This window comes from Simiduia sp. 21SJ11W-1, from assembly GCF_024138675.1.
GTDB lineage: Bacteria > Pseudomonadota > Gammaproteobacteria > Pseudomonadales > Cellvibrionaceae > Simiduia.
Genome location: NZ_CP090959.1, coordinates 2,121,306 through 2,141,901, shown reverse-complemented (window position 1 = coordinate 2,141,901; position 20,596 = coordinate 2,121,306). Strand labels below are relative to the sequence as shown.

22 protein-coding genes are annotated in these 20,596 nt (G+C 56.6%); 9 read left to right on the top strand and 13 right to left on the bottom strand.

Features of this window, described 5'->3' with window-relative positions:
- Positions 1 to 41: 41 nt before the first annotated feature.
- From L1F30_RS09525 to L1F30_RS09495, 7 genes are read right to left on the bottom strand one after another with little or no spacing between them, the layout of a single operon-like run.
- Positions 42 to 1,223 (bottom strand): acyl-CoA dehydrogenase family protein, encoded by a 1,182-nt coding sequence (locus L1F30_RS09525; protein ID WP_253355634.1) that lies wholly within the window; start codon positions 1,221 to 1,223, stop codon positions 42 to 44.
- A complete protein-coding gene (locus L1F30_RS09520) occupies positions 1,207 to 3,279 on the bottom strand; it encodes a biotin carboxylase N-terminal domain-containing protein (RefSeq protein ID WP_253355632.1) in 2,073 nt (690 codons plus the stop codon). Before L1F30_RS09520 ends, L1F30_RS09525 begins: the two co-directional genes overlap by 17 nt.
- Positions 3,276 to 4,124 (bottom strand): enoyl-CoA hydratase/isomerase family protein, encoded by an 849-nt coding sequence (locus tag L1F30_RS09515; RefSeq protein WP_253355631.1) that lies wholly within the window; start codon positions 4,122 to 4,124, stop codon positions 3,276 to 3,278. Before L1F30_RS09515 ends, L1F30_RS09520 begins: the two co-directional genes overlap by 4 nt.
- A 2-nt stretch (positions 4,125 to 4,126) precedes the next feature.
- Positions 4,127 to 5,287 carry an acyl-CoA dehydrogenase family protein gene (locus tag L1F30_RS09510; protein ID WP_253355629.1) on the bottom strand — a complete coding sequence of 387 codons (1,161 nt, stop codon included), beginning with the start codon at positions 5,285 to 5,287 and terminating at the stop codon, positions 4,127 to 4,129.
- 59 nt (positions 5,288 to 5,346) lie between these two features.
- Positions 5,347 to 6,954 (bottom strand): acyl-CoA carboxylase subunit beta, encoded by a 1,608-nt coding sequence (locus L1F30_RS09505; RefSeq protein ID WP_253355627.1) that lies wholly within the window; start codon positions 6,952 to 6,954, stop codon positions 5,347 to 5,349.
- The gene (locus L1F30_RS09500) at positions 6,955 to 7,842 is read right to left on the bottom strand and encodes an SDR family oxidoreductase (protein WP_253355625.1); all 888 of its coding nucleotides are present in this window, start codon (positions 7,840 to 7,842) and stop codon (positions 6,955 to 6,957) included.
- Between the two features lie 22 nt (positions 7,843 to 7,864).
- Entirely contained in the window at positions 7,865 to 8,722 is an 858-nt protein-coding gene (locus tag L1F30_RS09495; RefSeq protein WP_253355623.1) for a 3-keto-5-aminohexanoate cleavage protein, read from the bottom strand.
- 94 nt (positions 8,723 to 8,816) lie between these two features.
- Between L1F30_RS09495 and L1F30_RS09490 the strand changes: the two genes are divergently transcribed.
- The 5 genes from L1F30_RS09490 to L1F30_RS09470 all read left to right on the top strand — a co-directional run bounded on the left by L1F30_RS09490 (position 8,817) and on the right by L1F30_RS09470 (position 12,531).
- On the top strand, positions 8,817 to 9,425 hold the full coding sequence (locus L1F30_RS09490; RefSeq protein WP_253355621.1) for a TetR/AcrR family transcriptional regulator: 609 nt from the start codon (positions 8,817 to 8,819) through the stop codon (positions 9,423 to 9,425).
- A 92-nt stretch (positions 9,426 to 9,517) separates the two neighbouring features.
- A complete protein-coding gene (locus L1F30_RS09485; protein ID WP_253355619.1) occupies positions 9,518 to 9,973 on the top strand; it encodes a hypothetical protein in 456 nt (151 codons plus the stop codon).
- A gap of 149 nt (positions 9,974 to 10,122) precedes the next feature.
- On the top strand, positions 10,123 to 11,379 hold the full coding sequence (locus tag L1F30_RS09480) for a hypothetical protein (protein ID WP_253355617.1): 1,257 nt from the start codon (positions 10,123 to 10,125) through the stop codon (positions 11,377 to 11,379).
- Positions 11,339 to 12,067, top strand: coding sequence for an OmpA family protein (locus tag L1F30_RS09475; RefSeq protein ID WP_253355615.1), 729 nt, complete (start codon positions 11,339 to 11,341; stop codon positions 12,065 to 12,067). Before L1F30_RS09480 ends, L1F30_RS09475 begins: the two co-directional genes overlap by 41 nt.
- A complete protein-coding gene (locus L1F30_RS09470; protein ID WP_253355613.1) occupies positions 12,064 to 12,531 on the top strand; it encodes a hypothetical protein in 468 nt (155 codons plus the stop codon). The genes L1F30_RS09475 and L1F30_RS09470 overlap by 4 nt, the downstream gene beginning before the upstream one ends.
- On the opposite strand, the gene L1F30_RS09465 is transcribed toward L1F30_RS09470, so the two are convergent.
- A complete protein-coding gene (locus L1F30_RS09465) occupies positions 12,528 to 12,734 on the bottom strand; it encodes a hypothetical protein (protein WP_253355611.1) in 207 nt (68 codons plus the stop codon). The genes L1F30_RS09470 and L1F30_RS09465 overlap by 4 nt on opposite strands.
- A gap of 286 nt (positions 12,735 to 13,020) precedes the next feature.
- Between L1F30_RS09465 and L1F30_RS09460 the strand changes: the two genes are divergently transcribed.
- From L1F30_RS09460 to L1F30_RS09445, 4 genes are all read left to right on the top strand, one after another.
- On the top strand, positions 13,021 to 13,365 hold the full coding sequence (locus L1F30_RS09460; RefSeq protein WP_253355609.1) for a BolA family transcriptional regulator: 345 nt from the start codon (positions 13,021 to 13,023) through the stop codon (positions 13,363 to 13,365).
- A gap of 76 nt (positions 13,366 to 13,441) precedes the next feature.
- The gene (locus tag L1F30_RS09455; protein ID WP_253355607.1) at positions 13,442 to 14,398 is read left to right on the top strand and encodes a rhodanese-related sulfurtransferase; all 957 of its coding nucleotides are present in this window, start codon (positions 13,442 to 13,444) and stop codon (positions 14,396 to 14,398) included.
- A 25-nt stretch (positions 14,399 to 14,423) separates the two neighbouring features.
- Positions 14,424 to 15,791: a hypothetical protein gene (locus tag L1F30_RS09450; RefSeq protein WP_253355605.1), complete on the top strand. Its 1,368-nt coding sequence runs from the start codon at positions 14,424 to 14,426 to the stop codon at positions 15,789 to 15,791.
- 185 nt (positions 15,792 to 15,976) lie between these two features.
- The gene (locus tag L1F30_RS09445; protein WP_253355603.1) at positions 15,977 to 16,273 is read left to right on the top strand and encodes a hypothetical protein; all 297 of its coding nucleotides are present in this window, start codon (positions 15,977 to 15,979) and stop codon (positions 16,271 to 16,273) included.
- A gap of 31 nt (positions 16,274 to 16,304) precedes the next feature.
- Here L1F30_RS09445 and L1F30_RS09440 read toward each other — a convergent pair whose 3' ends face one another.
- The 5 genes from L1F30_RS09440 to L1F30_RS09420 form a co-directional block, all read right to left on the bottom strand.
- Positions 16,305 to 16,673 (bottom strand): hypothetical protein, encoded by a 369-nt coding sequence (locus tag L1F30_RS09440; protein ID WP_253355601.1) that lies wholly within the window; start codon positions 16,671 to 16,673, stop codon positions 16,305 to 16,307.
- 368 nt (positions 16,674 to 17,041) lie between these two features.
- Positions 17,042 to 17,953 (bottom strand): recombination-associated protein RdgC, encoded by a 912-nt coding sequence (rdgC, locus tag L1F30_RS09435; protein ID WP_253355599.1) that lies wholly within the window; start codon positions 17,951 to 17,953, stop codon positions 17,042 to 17,044.
- 25 nt (positions 17,954 to 17,978) lie between these two features.
- The gene (locus L1F30_RS09430) at positions 17,979 to 18,350 is read right to left on the bottom strand and encodes a SirB2 family protein (RefSeq protein WP_253355597.1); all 372 of its coding nucleotides are present in this window, start codon (positions 18,348 to 18,350) and stop codon (positions 17,979 to 17,981) included.
- Positions 18,340 to 18,936 (bottom strand): DUF4202 domain-containing protein, encoded by a 597-nt coding sequence (locus tag L1F30_RS09425; RefSeq protein WP_253355596.1) that lies wholly within the window; start codon positions 18,934 to 18,936, stop codon positions 18,340 to 18,342. The genes L1F30_RS09430 and L1F30_RS09425 overlap by 11 nt, the downstream gene beginning before the upstream one ends.
- A 141-nt stretch (positions 18,937 to 19,077) precedes the next feature.
- Positions 19,078 to 20,568, bottom strand: coding sequence for a CoA-acylating methylmalonate-semialdehyde dehydrogenase (locus tag L1F30_RS09420; RefSeq protein WP_253355594.1), 1,491 nt, complete (start codon positions 20,566 to 20,568; stop codon positions 19,078 to 19,080).
- Positions 20,569 to 20,596 lie beyond the last annotated feature (28 nt).

Below are 20,596 nucleotides of genomic sequence, written 5' to 3'. Positions count from 1 at the left end.
TTATCTGATTAAGCTTAGCGCAAGTTTTAGGGCCGTTACGGCTAATTGCCGCTGCGTGCCATCAGTTGTCGCCAGGCCAGATCCCGCATGATTTCCTCAGAGCCGCCACCAATGGCGTTAACCCGCACTTCACGGTAGATGCGCTCGGCCCGGCAACCCCGCAAAAAGCCGGCGCCACCCAGTATTTGCAAGGCTTCGCGTGCGCAGAATTCCATGGTTTGTGTGGCTTGCACCTTGAGTAGTGCCATGTCACTGGGTTGGCACTGGCCTTGGGTGATCGCCCAAAGGCAGCTGTCCAGGTAGCCCTGGGTGGCGTTTATTTGGCGCAACATTTCGGCGAATTTATGGCCAATCACCTGGTGCTTGATTAGCGGCTTGCCGAAGGTATTGCGATCATTCGCCCATGCCCAGGCATCTTCAAAGCACACGCGCGCAGCCTCCAGGGCGCTGGCCGAGAGCGCCAAGCGCTCATTGTTAAAGTTGTGCACTATGGGCAAAAAGCCCCCGTTTTCTTCACCAATGAGCTGGTGCTTGGGTACTTTTACGTTATCAAAATACAGGGTGGCAGTATCTGAACACCACCAGCCTTGCTTTTTATCAAGCGCGGTGCGGCTTACACCTTCGGCGTCTGCATTAATTAACAGTAAAGATAAACCGCCTACACCCTCGCCGCCGGTGCGCACGGCAGTGGTAAACCAATCGGCGCGCATGCCGCCGGTGATAAAGGTTTTACTGCCGTTAACCACATAGTGATCGCCCCGGCTTTGCGCAGTGGTGCTAAGGCGAGCGACGTCTGAGCCGCCGCCGGGCTCGGTAATGGCAAGGCTGATGTGGCGACGGCCAGCCAGCACCGGGGCGATCACCTCATTTTTCAATTGATCACAGCCATAGTGAACAATGGGCGGCAGTGCGATGCCATGTACCAACAGCGTGGCGTAAACCCCGCCGGCACCACAAGCGCTCAGCTCTTCGGCGGCAATGGTCATGTGGTAGAGGTCGGTGTCTTGCAAAATGCCGCCGTATTGCTCTGGGTAGCCCAATTGCAACAGGCCCACATCACAGGCCTTGGCCCAAAGATCGGGCGGTAGTTCACAGGCTTCTTCCCATTGCTCTACAAACGGTGTGACATGGGTGCTCACAAATTTTCTAAGGCTTGCCCGCCATTGTTGGTGGTTTTCTGTTTGGTGGGGGCAGGGCAGGCGTATGTCATCGCGCGTGAGCATGTGTGTGCTCCTGTGTGTGTTCGCTATTTTTATCGCCGGGGCTGGGCGATTCAACGTGGGGCTCTAGCGGTTCGGCAAGTGTTTGGCCTGCGCTTACCTGCTCGCCTTTTTGAACGGTAATGGTGTAGCGGCCGGGGCTTGTGGCTTTAAGGGGCATTTCCATTTTCATGGCTTCAATAATGAGCAGTGTGTCGCCCGCGTTTACCTGCTCGCCTGATGTAATTAAAACCTCCAGTACCTGGCCGGCCATAGGGGCTTTAATATCACCAGAGCTTTGCGCGTGTGTACTGCTTGCGTGGGAACTTACTTCTTGCAAGGTAAAGTGTTCGCCGCCTAGCTGCAGGTAGTAATGGGTGGCAGTGCGCACCACGAAGCAGCTGATGCGTTCGCCGTTGCACTTAAAGGTAAGCGCCGGGGGGCTGTGGTCTATGTGGGTGATTGGGTAATTTGTGCCCTCCATTGTCAGGGTGATTAGCCCTTCGCAATAGGTGCGGGCATCTAACAGTACATCTTGTGTGTTGTTGCCCAGTTGCCATTGGCGGGTGTTGGGAATGCTTAATGTGCTCAGGTTTCCATAGGCAGTGCTTAGCGCGGCTGCTGTAGGTTGCGCTTCTAAAAATTGCACAAGGGCGGCGGCAATATGTGCGTGTACAAGGGTTGTTGCGCGCGGCTGGGTGAGGTTGTGGCATTCCAGAAAATCTGTACCCGGTGGCGCTGCTTGAAATGCGTCGTGCTCAAGGATGCGCGTTAAAAAACCCAGGTTGTGGTTGATGCCAAGTGCCAGGGTGCCGCGGATTTGCGCCCGCAATTTGTTAATGGCGTCACGCCGGCTGAAGCCTTGGGCAATTATTTTGGCAAGCATCGGGTCGTACCAATTGCCGATTTGTGCGCCGTCATACAGCATGTGATCTGTGCGCATACCTGCCTGAGCGTTGCAGGGTTGCCAGTGCAGTATTTTCCCGGTTTGGGGAAAAAACTGTTGGGCCGGGTCTTCCGCGTACAGGCGCACTTCAATGGCGTGGCCTGAGGGAATAAGTTGCGCTTGTTGTTTGGGCAGGGGCAAGCCCTCGGCTATGGCAAGCTGCCAGGCCACTAAGTCTTCCTGAAAAACGGCTTCGGTTACCGGGTGCTCCACCTGCAGGCGGGTATTCATTTCCAGAAAGTAGAAGTCTTGGCCTTCTACCAAAAACTCAACGGTGCCAGCCCCCAGGTACTGGCAGCTTTTCGCCAATGCTATGGATGCCTCGCCCATGCGGGCGCGCAACCCATCCGGCAGGTTGGCGGCGGGAGCTTCCTCTACCACTTTTTGGTGGCGCCTTTGCACAGAGCAATCGCGATCGCCCATGTACACGCAATTGCCGTGTTTATCTGCAAATATTTGCACTTCTATATGGCGAGGGCGGGTGAGCGCTTTTTCCAGTAACAGCTCGCCGCGGCCAAAGGCGTTTTGTGCCTCTGCTCTGGCGCTGGTGAGTGCGCCTTTGAGGCCTTCTATATCATGCGCAAGCCGCATGCCACGGCCGCCGCCGCCGTGTGCGGCTTTAACCATAACCGGGAAGCCAATGGCAGTGGCTGCCTGTATGAGTTCATCGTCAGTTGCGTTGTTGGTGTGGATGCCGGGCAGGGTGGGCAGGCCTGCGTTTTCTGCTACGCGCTTGGCCTGACGCTTGTCACCCATGGCTTCTATGGCATTGGCTGAGGGCCCAACAAAAGTAATGCCAGCGTCGGCTAATGCCTGGGCGAAGGCTGCATTTTCAGACAAAAAGCCGTAGCCGGGGTGTACGGCGTCTGCGCCGGTGGCAATAGCCGCGCTTACTATTGCTTCAATATTGAGGTACGAGGCTTGCACCTCGGCCGGGCCAATGGGGTGGCATTCATCGGCAAGTTTTGTGTGCAGTGCGTTGGCATCTGCCTCGCTGTAGACGGCAATAGTGGTAATGCCAAGGCTGCCAGCTGTGCGAAAAATACGGCAGGCAATTTCACCGCGGTTGGCAACCAGCAAGCGCTTGATGGGCTTGCGTTGAATATTTGTGGCGTTTGCATTTTCTGGGTTCATGAGCGCACCTCGGGCTCTATAGTTTGCACCCAGTGGGGGCGGCGTTTCTCCATAAAGGCTTTGGTGCCCTCTGGCCCATCGCCGTGGGTTACGGCATCGCTAAAGGCATTGGCTGCGCGCGCTAACAATGCCTGGCAGTGTTCTTCGTTGGCGTGGCTAAAGGGCCCTTGCGCCAGCAGTAGCGATTTGGTGGTACGCAGCGCTTTGGGCGAGCATAAATTCATGGCCGCAAGGTGTGCGTTGAGTGCCTCGGTGAGTGCAGTGCTATCGGCATAGGCTTCATCCACTAAGCCAATGGCTTTGGCTTGTTGGGCGGTAAGCCTGCCGGCGCTGACGGCCAACCTGCGTGCTTGGGCGAGGCCGATTTTTTCGCCCACAAAGGCGGCAATTTGCGCAGGCGGCAAACCCAATGTTATCTCTGGCATGGCAAGTTTAGCGCTGGCGTCTGCCAGGCAAATATCGGCCACTGCACACAAACCCAATCCGCCGCCCATAACCGTACCTTGTAATACGGAAATTACCGTGCAGGGCAGGCGGGCAAGGTTTAGCAAAAGTTGGCCGTAATTCAGATTTAGCGTGTAAAACGCATCTTTGTTGCCCGCCTCAAATGCCTCTGCAGCACTTAGCATGTCGGCGATGTCGCCGCCTGCACAAAAGTGGCCGTCTGCGCCCTTGATTACCAGCACGCGCAGATCGGGTTGCGCCCCAAGCCAGGTACAGATATCTGTTAGCTCGCGCAACATGGCGTGGTTGATGGCGTTACGTAGGTGGGGGCGATTCAAGGTTACCGTAATGCCGCACAGGTTTTTTTCAATTTTTACGTGTTCGAATGTGGGTAACTGCATGCTTATGCCTTTTTACGCTTGGGCAGAATGCCCATGAGTTTGCAGATAATGCCGAGCATAATTTCATCGGCGCCGCCGCCAATGGAGGTAAGCCTGAAATCGCGGTACAGCCGGTTGATGAGCGACGCTTCCATAAAGCCCATGCCGCCCCAGAATTGCAGGCATTGATCTGGCAGTGTGCGCGATAAACGCCCGGCCTTAAGCTTGGCCATAGAGGCCAGCTGGGTGGCATCTTGGCCGGTAACGTAATTTTCTGTGGCGCGGTAAATGAGTGAACGCAGGGCTTCCACTTCTGTTTGTAGCTCAGCCAACGCAAAGTGAATGGTTTGGTTGTTGATAAGCGGGTGCCCGAAGGCCTCGCGCTCGCGGGTGTACTCAATGGTACTTTGAATACACAACTCAAAGCCCTTCAAGGTGAGGGCTGCACCAAACAGGCGCTCTTCCTGAAATTGCAGCATCTGGTAGAGAAAGCCTGCACCTTCCTCACCTATACGGTAGTGGATGGGTACGCGCACATCGTCGAAAAAAACGGCCGATGTGTCGGAGGATCGCATGCCCATTTTTTCAAGCTTCGGGCCCAGGGTGACGCCGGACAAGGTTGCAGGCACGATGATCAGGCTTTTATTTTCGTGAGGTTTGCCATCGCCTGTGTTGGCCAGCACACAGAAGAAATCTGCCTGGTGAGCGTTGGTGATCCACATTTTGCTGCCATTGATTATGTAGTCGCCACCGTCTTTGCGTGCGTGGGTTTTTACGTTGGCAACATCTGAGCCAGCCCCCGGTTCAGACACCGCAATAGCCGCCACCATGTCGCCGGCAATGGCCGGTTGTAGAAAGTGTTGTTTGAGTGCATCAGAACCGTATTGCGCCAAAGCGGGTGTGGCCATAGAGGTTTGAACGCCAATGGCCAACGGCACCCCGCCGCAGTGGGCTGCGCCCAATTCTTCTGCAAGTATGAGCTCATAGCTGAAATCAAGCCCAAGCCCGCCGGCTGTTTCAGGCTTGCTGATGCCCAGCAGGCCAAGGTTTGCCAGTGACTTAAGCAGCGCGTGCATGGGGAATTGCCCCTCGCGCTCCCATTGTTCAATGTGTGGGTTTAATTGCTCGCTTACAAAGCGGGCAACGTTTTGGCGCAGTGCTTGGTGTTGTTCGCTAAATTGCATGTGGGCTCCGTTTTATTTTGCCGCCAAGGCGTACAACTGGCCTGTGGGCATGCGTAAAGTTAAAAGCGCGCGACGCCAAAACTGTTGCGCTGTGTGGTGAAGTTTTCGCCCATGCTGCAAATGGCGAGCAGCAGGCCAAGCAGGTCGCGGGTGTGGCGCGGGTCTATAATACCGTCATCCCACAGGCGTGCGGTGCAGGCCAGGGCTGTGGCCTGGGCGTCTACAAATTGCGCGGTATCTTGTTCGAGTTTATCCAGCATGGCGGTATCAGTGCTGCCCATTTTGGCTTCGGTGACAATGCGCAGCACCTTGCCTGCCTGTGCGCCACCCATCACCGCTGTGCGGCTATTGGGCCAGGCAAAAATAAAGCGCGGGTCGAAACCGCGCCCGCACATGGCGTAGTTGCCGGCGCCGTAAGAGCCCCCCATCACAATGCTGAATTTCGGCACCTGTGCGTTGGCTACCGCCTGAATCATTTTTGCGCCGTGCTTGATGATGCCCGACTGCTCGGCCTGGGTGCCCACCATAAATCCTGTGGTGTTGTGTAAAAACAGCAAGGGCGTGTGGTTTTGTTCGCACAGCTGAATAAATTGCGCGGCTTTGTTGGCACCTTGTGAGGTGATGGGCCCGTTATTGGTAATAATACCGATGGGCTGGCCGTGTATGCGTGCCTGGCCGCACAGTGTTTGCTGATCGAAGGCGGCTTTAAATTCAAGCCAGTGGCTGTTGTCTGTCAGGTGGGCGATGACATCTCGCGCATCAAAGGGCGCTTTGGTGTTGCTGGGAATAATATCGAGTATGCAATTGGGCTGGGTGGGTTTGAGTGCAGGCTGTTGGTTTTTAGTGTTGGCGCTGATTTTAAACCAGTTCAGGTTTTGCACCAGTTCGCGGGCAAGCGCGATGGCGTGTTCGTCGTTCTCGGCAATGTAATCGCCGGTACCGGCCTGCTCGCCGTGCACAGCAGTGCCGCCGAGTGCTTCATCGGTTGCTATCTCGCCGGTGGCGGCCTTCAAGAGGGGCGGGCCTGCCAAATACATGGTGGCCTGATTGCGTACCAGCACCACGTAATCACTGAGCGCCGGTTGGTAGGCGCCGCCGGCGGTGGCGCTGCCGTGCACTACGGTTACCTGTGGAATACCCATGGCAGACATCCGCGCCTGATTGGCAAAGCCCCGCCCGCCGGGGGCAAAAATTTCGTTGGCGTACATTAAATTCGCGCCACCGCTTTGTGCCAAGGTAACAAAGGGCAGTTTGTTTTCCATGGCTATTTGCTGCAGCCTGAGGGCTTTTTCCATACCCACTGGTGAAATTGTGCCGCCTTTAATGGCGTAGTTATCAACGCGAATAACACAGGGTGTTTGGTGAATAAAACCTATGCCACCAATACAGCCGCCGCCGGCGCCTGTGCCGTCTTTGTCGTCGTACATTTTGTAACCAGCCAGTGCGCCCACCTCAATAAACGGGCTGCCGGCATCCAGCAGGCACGCCAGTCGCTCGCGGGGCAACAGCATGCCGCGGGCCGCGTATTTTTCGCGCTTGGCCTGGGCTGCGTCTGCCAGGGTTTTTTCAATGGCGCGAATGTGGGCGAGTTGGGCCAGCAGGTGATCGCGGTTGCTTTTGTCAGCGCTGCGGGCTGTTTCATTGGGGGCGTCGGGCTGGCGGGTCATTTATTTTGCCTCGTCGTCTTTTAACATCTCGGGCAGCTTGGCGCGATGAAAGCCGTTAAATGCGTGGGTGTTTACCGCAGCGCCTTTGGGCAGTGGCCAAATGGCGGGTGCCGAGCCCTGTGATGAGCCGCCGTCTATGCGCAGTGTGTGGCCGTTTATAAAGCTGGCGCCGGGGCTTAATAAAAAACAAATTGCCGCGCTGATTTCGGCCTCAAAGGCAAGGCGTTTTAAGGGTACGTGGTCTTTCACACCTTTGATGAGTGATTGAAAGTGTGGGTCGTAGGTGTCGAAGCCACTGGATGCCACCCAGCCAGGTGCCACGGCATTAACGCGCACGCCAAAATAACCCCATTCCCAGGCACAGGTTTTGGTGAGGTTTTCCATGCCGGCGCGCGCGGCACCGGAATGGCCCATGGCGGGCATGCCGTTGAGGTTGTCGGCGGTGATATTCACAATGGCGCCGCCGTGCTTTTGCATGCTGTGTTTGTAGACTTCGCGCGCCATTAAAAAGCCGCCCAATAAATTGCTGCGCACAACGGCATCAAACCCTTTGGCAGAAATCATCTCTAAAGGGGCCGGGAACTGGCCGCCTGCATTATTCACTAGGCCGTGAATCTGGCCGTGTTTATTTGCAAGCTCTGCAACTGCTTGTTCAACTGCGGGTTCGTCTCTTATATCGAAGGCCAGGCTCGATACCTGGCCGCCGTCTGTTTGAATTTCTTCAGTAACCTGATCGAGCTTTTCTTGCTTGCGGCCGGTGATAATCACGTGTGCACCCAGTGCCGCCAGCTCGTGGGCGGTGCAGCGGCCAATGCCACTGCCACCGCCTGTCACAATAACGGTGTGGCCATTAAACAGCCCGGGTTGAAAAACCGATGTGTAGCTCATGGTGTAAGCCCTTTTAAAAAACTTATAAAAACAGTGCGCGCGCCTCGCGGGTGTTGGCAATGCTGCGCCCGGATTGCTCGGCAATGGTTACCAGAGCCTCAATCAGCTCGCCGTTGTGTTTAGCGCGCTCGCCGCCGGGGAGGTAGAAGGTGTCTTCTAGGCCTGTGCGTAAATGGCCCCCAAGTTCTGCCGCCAGCCTGTGTAGTGGCCAGATTTCTTCGCGCCCGATTAGAGTGGTTTGCCAAGGGTTGTCGCCGGGCAGGTATTTCAGTAGCAGCGGCAGCAGTTCAGGGTCTGCGGGCATGCCACTGGCAACACCCATCACAAAGTTAAAGCTTGCACGCTCAATGAGGCCCACCTGTTGGTACATGCCCACCGAGCGCACTATGCCTAGGTCGAAACATTCAAATTCCGGCCGGGTGCCCGTGCGCTGCATGGTGGCCAGCAGCTCCTCAACCTTTTCAACGGTGTTTTCAAACAGCATGGGCGGCCAGGCCCAGGTGCCATCGCGCTTAACTTTTAAATAATTCAGGCTGCCGGCGTTGCAGGCGCCTATTTCAGGCTTGCAACGTTCAAGGCAAGCAATGGGGCCGTGTTGATCGCGCCCGATGGTGCCAGTTGAGAAGTTCAGCAGCACGCCCGGGCAGGCACTGCGTATGGCCTCGGCAATTTCAAAGGCCACTTCCGGTTCCCAGCTGGGCAAGTGGCCCAGGTTTGGTTCCTGCCGGCGAAAATGCACGTGCATTACCGTGGCACCGGCATCAAAGGCTTGGCGGGCGGCAGCGGCCATTTCTGCGGCAGTCACCGGTACCGGATGTTGGGCGGGGTTAGTCAATACACCTGTTAAGGCGCAGGTGATAACAGCGGGTGACGCAGACATAGTGGTTCCCGTTACTGTGATTGTTTGCCGACAATACCAAGCAAGCGCTTGGTTGACAATAGGCCACAATTCCGATTTATTGCCGTTGATGACAATGCATAAGCAGGAGGAGTGCCCGTTGGCCAGTGCTCGGGTTTTGGAAGATCAGGCATCCGCCAAGGGGCGGGTGCTACGGGTTGCGGCGGGGCTGTTTCGCGAGCGTGGCTTTGCGCGCACCACCGTGCGCGATATCGCCGCGCAAGTGGGTATTTTGTCGGGCAGCTTGTTTCACCACTTTGCCAATAAAGAGGCCATTTTGGCACAGCTGATGGAAGAGCTCATTTTGCTGGTGGGTGATGCCATGGAGGCGCAGCTTTGCACAGCAACAACGCCAAAGGCCCGTCTAAAAGTGCTGGTGGCCTGTGAACTCAAGGCCATTCACGGTGAAATTGGCACAGGCTTTAGCATTTTGGTTACCGAGTGGCGCTCACTGGGTGCTGCAAGCCAGCGGCAAATATTGGCACTGCGCGAGCACTATGAGCAGCGCTGGCTGGATTGCCTGGCCACACTTAAAGCCCAGGGCGCGCTGGCGGCCGAGCCCCAGCTTGCGCGGCATTTTATTCGCGGTGCGGCGATGGAAACCTGGCATTGGTATAAGCCTGGTGGGCCTTTGAGTGTGGATGCGCTGGCGGATCAGTTGGTGGCGCTGGTGGTGCACCCGTAAGCCTGTTTTTTACTGCCAGTGTCAACCAAATCAAACGGGCCCCGTTGTAGTGGTTGAATAAACAACACTTACAACCAATGAAAGGGTTCATTATGAAAGTTCAACTTCCTGTTTTGGCACTGGGTATGGCCACGGTTTTGTGGTGTGGCATGGCGGCGGCGCAAGAGACCATTGCCGAGCGCCACGATCTGCGGGGCGACCGCAAAGAGGCGCGCCTGGATACCCGCGGCGACCGGGTGGATGCGCGGTTGGACAACAAGGGCGACCGCATTGACGCGCGCCTGGACACCAAAGGCGAGCGCATTGATGAGCGCCTTGATCGCAAGGCCGACAGGGCCCTAGACGCAGGCAATGACCAGCGTGCAGCCAGGCTTGATGCCAAGGGCAACCGCATTGAAACGCGTTTAGACAACAAGGGCGATCGCATTAATGGCCGGTTAGACAACAAAGGCGATCGCATAAACCAGCGGCTGGATCGCAAGGGCGCGCGGGCCAATCATCGCACCGATCGGCGCGGCGAGCGCAAACAGCGTAAGGCCCGCAGCTAGCAGGGCAGTTCTGGCGCGCTTTGTGACACACGGGGCTTGTTCCAAAGCCCCATTGGTCTATATTGTGGGCATAAGCTCCACAAATAATAATCAAGCTGCGTAGGCCCGAGCGGCCCGTAGGTGAGACCATACAGCGCAAAGGGAGTGCCATGGCATTTTTGGCTGAGTTTCCACCGCTTACTCTGGGGTTGATGGCACTGATTTTTGTGCTTTCTGTGTATTTTGTGGGCCCGGGCTATAACAGCCACTCCGCCGGCCAATCCCCTGCAATTCTTACCAGTACCGGTATTTTTGGCACCTTTTTGGGTGTGGCACTGGGGCTTCTGGAATTTGATACCGAAAACATCAGCGCCTCTGTTCCCCAACTGATCGATGGCTTAAAAACCGCTTTCTGGACATCTATCGCCGGCCTGTTGGGCGCTTTGGCAGTAAAAATGCGCCACTTGTTTGCGGTGATGGGTGTGCGAAAGAAACAGGAAACCTACCACACCGCCACGGTAACCGACCTTGCCAACCTGCTTACGGATATCCAGCAAAGCTTAAGTGATGCCGGCGCCGGCGGTTTGCACAGCGCGCTTGCGCGTCAGCACCAAGAGCAACTGCATGCAGCCGAGGCCATAGTGTCGCAATTGAAGGCCTACCAAACGGAAATGGCCGAAGCCAATGCGCGGGCGCTGGTGGTGGCCATTGAAAAAGTGATGCGCGATTTCAATGCGGAAATTAACGCGCAATATGGCGATAACTTCCGCGAACTGAACGCCGCTGTGGGCAAGATGCTTACCTGGCAGGAAAACTACAAGCGCGAACTGGAGGCGCTGTTATCCAGCCAGGATGCCAACGGCAAGCTGCTTGATAAAGCCGCCGAAGCCTACCGCGATATGGTGCAACACGCGGAAGTGTTCAAGCAGGTGTCTGCGTCTTTGGGGGATTTGTTGGCCGGCACCCAATCACAATCGCAAAATTTATCTGCGCAGCTTGAAGTGCTGGCCGATGTGTCTGAACGGGCAGCGCAAGGCTTGCCGCAACTGGGTGAGCGCATTGATGGCCTCACAGACCAGCTCACCCGGGCGGTAAGTGAAAACCAGCGCGCAGTAGATGCCGCACTGGCCGAGTCGCTTGCGCAACTCACCCAAACCTCCGAGCGCGTGCACAACCAGCTTGCGGGCCTGGCCCAAGCAAGCGATGCGCGCGTGGAAAACCATCTGGCCGCCATTGAGCAGGGCCTTGAGCAGGAGCTTGTGCAGGCGTTGAAAACCTTTGGTTATCAGATGACCTCGTTATCTGAAAAGTTTGTAAACGATTATGCACCGCTGACGGAAAAGCTGCGTCAGCTTATTCATATGGCCGATCAGGTGAATCAACGCGATGGCAAACCTCAACAGCGGGCTCGAGCCCTCGCCGAGTGATACGTTAGAGCAAGAAGAACACTGGGTGTCTGTCAGTGATTTGATGGGCGGCCTGATGATGGTGTTCCTGTTAATCTCGGTTATTTACATGGTGCAACTTGAAATAGAGTCGCGCAAAATTAAAGACGTGGCGATTTTATACGATCGCCTGCGCACCCAGCTTTATGAAGATTTACACCGCGAGTTTGCCGACGATTTACCAAAGTGGGGCGCGGAATTAAATCGCGATTTGAGTTTACGCTTTTACAATACCGAGTTGTTGTTCGACCGTGGTGAGGCTGATCTCAACCCCGCGTTTTCAGATATTCTGGCAGACTTTTTTCCGCGTTATGTGGCCATTCTTACCCAGCCCAAATACCGGCAGGATATTCTGGAGGTGCGCATAGAAGGCCACACCTCCAGCGACTGGGGCCTAGATACCTCGCCCGATGAGGCCTACATCCGCAATATGGCGCTGTCTCAGGCGCGCACCCGCTCGGCATTGGGTTATGTGTTGGCGCTCAACAGTGTGGCGCCTGAAAAGGCCTGGCTGACGGCGCACCTTACGGCCAATGGCTTGTCGTCTTCAAAGCCCGTATTAAATGCCAATGGCGTGGAAGACGATGCCCGTTCGCGCCGGGTTGAATTTCGCGTGCGCACCGATGCCGACGGACGCATTGCCACCATATTGCAGGATGTAAGCCCGTGAAACTGCCGGATTTTGCTGATTTTCCGCCGCTTACTTTATTGCGTGAAAAAATGGGCGCAAGCCGGCTGGGGCAGTTTGAGTTTTTTGACCCGCGGCTGCATTTAACGGGCATAGAGCGTGTTGAATTGGCAGGTGCGGGCCTCAGGGTGCCCAGGGTTGCACTGAATAAATTGCTAGATCACACAGTGGCTTTTAAAAATGCACGGGTGATTGTGTGGGTGGAAGGCTTTAGCGACTATCACCTGTGTTGGTGCGATAAATTCCCGCCGGATGAGTGGGTGCATATTGGGGCCGGTAATTTGGCGGAGCGGGCGGTGTGCAGTGCCTGCCTTGATCATTTGCAATACGAGGGTCATAACTCTCACCGCCATCGTCACCAGGATTATTATGCCCAGGTGCGCCGGCAATTTGATGTGAAGGATTTTTTTGCCCGCTTTCCCCACTACCCGGTAGCTTCGGGCTAGTGGGTGTCGCAGGTATGGCTTTGGTTTTCGTAAAAGGCGTTGATGTGCTCGGCCAGGGTGCGGCCGGGCGTGCGGCGATCGGGGTTCTTGCGGCGCTTGCGGTGGTAGAGGTCTATGGGCAATGATTTGCAGCTGTCTGGCTCTTTGCGTCTGTCGCGCCCGTGGCGGCGCTCAATAAACAATGCCGGCTTTTGATCGCTCATGTTGCGTATTCCCCTGCTGGCCCCATTAGGGTCATTTTTAGCGTTTGTGCTCGTGGCACCCGAAATCATAGCGTGTTTATTGCGCCATATTGGTACTTTTATCTTAAATCTTGACGGCGCTCAAAAAACCTCGACCAGTTCACACTTGGGCGGGTCTTGTGTGGGCGCTGCGCGTTAATAAGGGGAGGGGGTATAATACTGCCCGCGCGGGTGCCCCATGCGCAGGTTTTTGCACGCGCCAACTAGCACCCGGCAAACACGCAAACAGCAGAGTTGTAGAACCCCTATGCCAGATCACCCAAGCCAGCCAACATTGCCCCAAGGGCCAATGCAGGCCCGAATTGAACAAGCGCTTACCCGGGCCTTTAGCCCGCAAATGTTGCGTATAGAAAACGAAAGCCACATGCACAATGTGCCGCCTGGCTCTGAATCGCACTTTAAGGTGCAGTTGGTGGCAGCGGCGTTCGAGGGTAAACGACTGGTGCAGCAACACCAGCTGGTGTATGGCGCCCTGGGCGAGATAATGGGCGAGATTCACGCGCTGGCCTTGCATACCTGGTCGCCCGGCCAGTGGCAGGGCGCGGCTGCGCCTGATTCACCCAAGTGCCTGGGTGGCAGCAAGGCGGGCTGAATTGCCGGTTGTGCAGTATTTGAGCAGTCACTACAATGCGCGGCTGCTTTTTGATAGTTATTGATGGTTGTATTTCATGTCTTACGTTGTGTGCGCGCTTTACAAGTTCGTAACCCTGCCCAATTACCGCGATTTGCGTGAGCCCTTGCTGGAAGAGATGACGCGCTTGGGGGTAAAAGGCACCTTGTTGCTGGCCTCTGAGGGCATTAACGGCACTGTTGCCGGTACTCGCGCGGCCATTGATGATTTGCTGTTGTACCTCAAGGCTAAGCCCGCCTTCGCGGAACTCGATTCCAAGGAGTCCTTTGAGGAGGAAATGCCTTTTTATCGCACCAAGGTCAAACTCAAAAAAGAGATTGTGACCATGGGCGTGCCCGGCATAGACCCGCTGGAAGTGGTGGGCACCTACGTGGAGCCCGAAGACTGGAACGCGCTGATCAGCGATCCGGAGGTTACGGTTATAGATACCCGCAACTACTACGAGTATGAAGTGGGCAGCTTCAAGGGCGCCATAGATCCGAAAACCGAGAGCTTTCGCGACTTTCCCGAGTACATCAAACAAACCCTGGACCCTGCCAAGCACAAGAAAGTGGCCATGTTCTGCACTGGCGGTATCCGCTGTGAGAAATCCACGGCGCTTTTGAAATCGCAGGGGTTTGACGAGGTGTACCACCTCAAAGGCGGCATTCTCAATTACCTTGAAAAGGTGCCCGAGTCTGAATCGCTGTGGCAGGGCGAGTGTTATGTGTTCGACAACCGCGTGGCGGTGAATCATGCACTAGAGCGCGGCAGTTACGACCTTTGCCACGGTTGCCGCCACCCCATAACCGAGGCTGATAAGCAGGCCAGCACCTTCGAGCAGGGCGTTTGTTGCCCGCGCTGCCACCACCTGCTCACCGATGAGCAGCGCCGCCGTTTTGAGGAGCGTCAGCGCCAGATTGAATTGGCCAAGCAACGCAATGAAGCCCACATAGGCCGCGCACCAACGGAGCGCCAGCAACGTGCCAAAGCGCGCCAACAGGCGGCAAAGTAGCCGTATTCTCGCACTGGTCGGTCTGTTGGCCGGCCTCCTCAGCGCCTGTGCGCCACAGCCTGTGCGCCTGGTGGCCACCAATCATCAAACCTGTATTGCCCCCTTTACAGAGGCGCTAAAACAGCGCCAATACACGCCGTATTTTGAGGTTAAAGGCGCACCTTTTTTGCGCGTGAACCGCGACCTTGCCGCGCGTTTTGATTCGGCGGCAACCCAAGCCGAGCGGCTGCATTGGTTGCAGTGGGCCAACCTCTTGGCGAGCGAGGCATTGCAACTTGAGGTGCCGGCATGCATGGCGCCCGTGCTCGCTTCAATTGCGGGGGATACCCCTAGCTGGGCAGCCCTGAAAACTGCCACCACCATACCCGATGAATACCGCACCGGCCTGCGCGCCATTGGGCTCTACCCACTCACGCGCTTGGCGTTTCTGGCAGGCGTTGAAGGCGAGCTTAACCACATGGCCAGGCAGCAAGCGGACTTTTCCCCTGCAGCTGCTGAGTGGCGCTATTTCAAGGCAAATTTCGTCCGCGAGAGTTTCACGGCTTCCGCGCACTTCTCGGCTCTCTTTTCGGCCAGGGCGCTGGTAGGCGAGGGTTTACCTGCCGATGTGGCCGCTTGGAGCAGCTTGTTTTCACGCTGGGCGCCGGTGTTTGCTGTGGCCGATAGCCCCGCCGCGGTGGCCGGTGCCAATATGCCGGGCCGCCTTGGGCGCACTGATAACGGCCTGCTTGAGTTTAATACCGGGCAGCCATTGATGTATGTCTACCCGAGCCTTGGGCGGTTTGAGGGCGCGCCCGTGCTGCAGCTTAATTACCAAATCTGGTTTGCCGAGCGCCCGGCAAAGGGGCCGTTGGATGTATTGGCAGGCACCCTGGATGGCATTCATTGGCGTGTGCATCTGGCCGCCGATGGGCGCCCCATTGCCTATGACGCCATGCATACCTGTGGTTGCTGGTATCAGCTTTACCCGGCTAAGGGTTACCAGAGCGTGCCCAATGAGGATTTCTGGCAGGAGCCGCATTTCGTGGGTGGCGAGCTTGCCTTGGGCGAGGGGCCGGTGGTGTATCTCAGCGAAAATGACCATGCGCTGCTGGGTGTTGGAAATGGGCCTGTAAATGGTACCTTCGTGCAGTTGGGCGTTGCGCCTGTGCAGTGGGCTGGCGTCGGCATTTACAGCCGCTTTTCCGAGGCCGTGCGGCAGTATTGGGCGGTGTTTGATGCCCGTGGCGTTGTGCCTGAATCCGGCCGTAGTGAAGCGCTGTTTTTCTGGCCCATGGGTGTGCCGGCAACCGGCAGTCATCGCGCGCCGGGCCATCACGCCGTGGCCTTTACCGGCCGGCGTCACTTTGACGACCCAACACTGCTGGATGAGCTGATAAGGCCCAAGCCCTGAGGCCGCGCGCAATGGGATATCGCGCACAGCAGCCTGAACGAAGGTTTAGTATCCTATTGCGGCAATTTTATGGTGTAATGCGCCTCTTTATTGAAGCCGGTAGGGTGGTTCGAGCAAACTGATTGCCGCGCTCGCGAGCGTTCAGGGTCGGGCAGTAAGGGATATTTAGGAAGGTAGTGGTACTCATGGATTTTGAAGATTGGGTAGTAGGCCCAGATGGCCAGTCGGCCAAGCACAGCAGCGGCTTCACGATTACAGTGGACGGTAATCCCCGCGATCCACAGGGCGTGAACCCCGGAAAGTTCCCCCAGGGCTTAAGCGTGATCGATCAGGCGCGATTATTGCGATTGGGCGTTGAAGCTATTGCCCGTGCGGCCAAGCAGAAAGCCGCCCCAAGGCCCAAGCCCGCCATGCCAAAATCCAATGTGGATCGGCCGGTATTGTCGATCAAGCGCAAGTCAGAAACAAAAACGCCAGCATAAGCTGGCGTTTTTCGTTGGGTGATTACCTGCCTTAGCGCGAGGTAATCATGTAACCCTTCATCAGCAGTAGATTCTTGTGGTTGTCTACCAGGGTAAAGAGTTCATCAAACTTGGTTTGCGCAACCTGGGTGTCGTCACCGCCTTCGTTGGCGTAGGTCACCCCTTTAAGAAGTGAATCCAGCTCGGCATTGACACTGTCGATGGCGGCCATGATGTTCTTAGTGGTTTTGTCATCGCGGAAAATGCGGCCTTTGCCCGTGGCAGCCATGTAGCTGTCGCACTCGTTTAGCCAGTCTTTGCGCTGTTCGAGGTAGCTTTTGGTGTTGCGCATGCCCCGGCGACGGGTTACGTCAAGGTGTTCCTCTGTGTAGCTTTGCAGGCTTTTCATGGTAGATGTCATGAATTCGCCGGCAATACCTTCACAGTATTTCCAGGTTAAGTAACTGGGGAAGTCTTGTCCGGTGTTTTTTGCAGCCTTTTCCCTTTGGCAAGCTTCGTCGCAAGCCAGGGTCGCAGGAGCTGCAAAAAGCCCCAAGAGTCCGAGAGCAAGAATGATCTTTTTCATGATTAGCCGCCGTAGTTTTTATGCTTTTGCGTTATTTTTAGAATCACCTTGCATGGTATACGTCAAGTTTTTAACTAAGTCAATAGTCTGTTTTGTGAGCTCTGTGCCATTAGTCTTGTGATCGAATCCAAAACCCGGTTAATACCTTAGCATTAGCTGGCAATGGGGTACTAACTGCCGCCATTGCCAGGTTTTACAAAAACTTACACGGCTTCGGCTTTGTGGCCGCCGAGTGCTTGGGCAAGGTCTGGCAGAAAACGCCGCAGGGTTAAGGTCATGAGCGCAAATTCGCTGTCAAGCAGTGCCAGTTGGTCGCCGCCGCTGTCTTGGGCTTCCTGCTTTAGCTCATCGCCAAAGCCCAACCGCTTGATATGGCCTTCGTGGGTAAGTAGGAAGGTGAGCTGTTGTTGCCAGTTAAGCGCCAGCTGAACCACCTGCTTGCCCGCCTGCAGGTGTTGCTGGATCTCTTCACAGGCCAAATCGTGGCGTTTGCATTTGATAATGGCGCCGTCTTCGCCGCTCTCGCGCAGTTCGCACTCGTGTTCCAGTGCCCAGACATCTGGCAGGTTGTTGCCCGCTACCCACTCGGTCATTTGCACGGCGGGCGAGTATTCGTATTGCATAAGTGATAGCGGTAGCGAACCCAAGGTTTGGCGCAGCAGGGTAATCAGCTCTTCGGCGCGCGCGGGGCTTGAGGCATCCACAATGATCAGCCCAAGCTCCAGGTCGATCAGCGCATGGGTGCGGCGGCTTTTGCGCAAGGCGCGGGGCAGGCATTCGAACAGAATCTCTTCTTTCATCTGCTCTTTTTCTTTGCGGTAAACCCGGCGCTCTTCGGCGGCTTCAATTTGCTGGGCTTTGTCTTCTACCATGTCGCGCAGCACGGCTGCGGGAATGACTTTCTCTTCCTTGCGCAGGGTAATCAATGCCGCATTTTGCGCCACGTGGGCAAGTTCCGTAGCGTGTTTGCCCAGTGGCGAAACCCAGCCGGATTTGGTCATTTCTTGCTGCGAGCAGGGCGTAAAGGCTTGTTCAGCCAGTGCATCACTGAGTGTTGCAAGATTGAGGTCGTAACCCTCGCTGATGCGATAGATTTGTAAGTTTTTAAACCACATGGTGTGTCCAACAAAGTGTGAATAATTAAAGGAAGGGCGTCGGGCTCTTGGTAATGGCTACTGCCACAATGTAGGCGGCACAGGCCAGCGCCCCCAGCCACGCAGAAAACTGCAGGGAACGGGTTTTGGCAAAGCGAAACGCCAGCACACCCAGCCCGATATAGGCCAGCAGCGCCAGCAGTTTTGCCGTAAGCCACGGGCTGCCCCAGGGCTGCCACTGGTATTGGTAAAGCAGGCCCAGGGCTGTGAGCAACAGCGCGAAATCAATCACGTGGGGCGCAATGCGGGTGGCCCGGAGGTGCAGGTAGCGCGCAGCTTGCAAGTGCCAGATGCCGCGTATAAAAAAGCCGCTAACCGAAAGCAACGCCAGACTTAGGTGCAGGTGTTTAAGCAGCACCGTCAGCTCCGTTCAGCGCCTTTTTAATAATTGGCGCAACGGTTGGGTGTAATGGCAGCGCCAGTGCCGCTGCTTGGCCTGCGGCAGACATTTTGCGCCAGGTTTTCTGGATGATGCTGACGAGCTTGGCTTCGTCGTGCTGCTCGCTGAAGGGCTGCAGGTAATGTTCAATAAAAACGAGGCAGGCAACATCTTCCAGCGCCTGGGTTTGCGGGTTTTGTTTGAGAGCCTCTTTGCGCAGCAGCTGGCCCAGGGTGTCTATGAGCGCGGTGTCTGCGCCTAATTCTGCAACCAGTGCCTGGGTGCGCTCGGCGTGGTGGCGGCCAAGGGCTGTGCGCCAGCGGTGGTAGCCACCGCGATCCATTGGGTAATCGGTGCGCGGGATTATCCAGCGCTCTATGTGCTGGGCGCGGCAGGCAATGGCCAGCGCCAGGCTTGCCTCGGGCTGAAAGCTGGCCAATCGTGCCGACATGCGCTGGCCGTATAGCAGCGCCGCCGGCAGGCTTTCACCGTTAACGGTTTCCTGCTTTGGGTCTTGGGCGTTAATGGCATCGATGGCTTCAAAGGCGCGGGCCTTGCTAAACACGGTGTTGTCCTTCGGGCAGGGGCGCGGTGGGCGCAAAAACAGAGGCGGGGATTATAGCGGGGCGGCAGTGCGGGTAAAACCGTTAATCCACACCGCGCACAAAGTGTGCACGGTGTGGCTAAGGGGTGAGCAGGTGGCCAATCAGCTTGGGAAGGTAAACTGGGCGCCTTCACGCACGCCCGATGAGGGCCAGCGCTGGGTGATGGTTTTGCGGCGCGTGTAAAAGCGCACGGCATCGGGGCCGTAGGCGCTGAGGTCGCCAAACAGCGAGCGCTTCCAACCGCCAAAGCTGTGGAAAGCCATCGGCACAGGTAGCGGTACGTTAATGCCTACCATGCCCACTTGAATGTGGTCGCTGAAGTAGCGCGCGGCCTCGCCGTCGCGGGTGAAAATACAGGTGCCATTGCCGAACTCGTGATCGTTGATGAGCTGCATGGCCTGCTCCATGGTATCCACCCTTACTACGCACAGTACCGGGCCGAAAATTTCTTCGCGGTAAATACGCATGTTCGGGCGCACATTGTCGAACAGACAAGGGCCCATAAAGAAGCCGTTGGGGTGCTCGCTAACCGAGAGATCGCGCCCGTCTACTACCAGAGTCGCGCCTTCGGCTACGCCGTCGTCCACATATTGGCGCACCTTGTTGCGATGCTCGCCGGTAATGAGTGGCCCCATGTCGTTGCTGTTGTCGCGCCCGGTGCCGGTTTTGATGCTCGCCATGGCCGCTTGCAGGCCGCTTACGAGCTTGTTGGCAGCTTCATCGCCTACGGCCACGGCCACAGAGATTGCCATGCAGCGCTCGCCGCAAGAGCCAAAGGCTGCGCCAATGAGTGCGCTGATGGTGTTTTCCATGTCGGCATCGGGCATCACAATTGCGTGGTTTTTAGCGCCGCCCAAGGCCTGCACGCGCTTGCCGTGCTTGTTGCCTTCGGTGTACACATACTCGGCAATGGGGGTTGAACCCACAAAGCTGACCGCTTGCACGCGGCGATCTTGCAGGAGCGTGTCTACCGCTTCTTTGTCGCCATTAACCAGGTTCAGCACGCCCTTGGGTAGGCCGGCTTCGTGGGCGAGCTCTACGATGTATTTAACCGCGCTCGGGGCGCGCTCGGAGGGCTTTAGCACCACGCAGTTGCCACACACCACGGCCATGGGCCACATCCACAGGGGCACCATGGCGGGGAAGTTAAACGGCGTGATGGCCGCCACCACGCCGAGCGGTTGGAATTCACTCCAGGCATCAATGGCCGGGCCTGCATTTTTGCTGTGCTCACCCTTTAGCAGCTCTGGTGCGGCGGTGGCGTATTCAACGTTTTCAATGCCGCGCTGCAGCTCGCCCATGGCATCGTTGAGCACCTTGCCGTGCTCATCGGTTATGAGTTCACAGATTTTATCGGCGTGTTGTTCCAGCAGATCCTTGAACTTGAACATCACCCGGGCGCGCTTCAATGGCGGGGTGTTGCGCCAGGCGGGAAAGGCCGCCTCGGCCACGCTGATGGCGTGCTTTACAGTGGCGGTATCTGCCAGTTGAACGGTGCCTTCGGCGGTGCCGGTGGCGGGGTTGTACACCGCCTGGGTGCGGCCTTCGCCTTGAATGTGTTCGCCGTTAATGATGTGTCCGATGACGCTCATTGTGTGATCCTGTTACGTGAAATGTGTG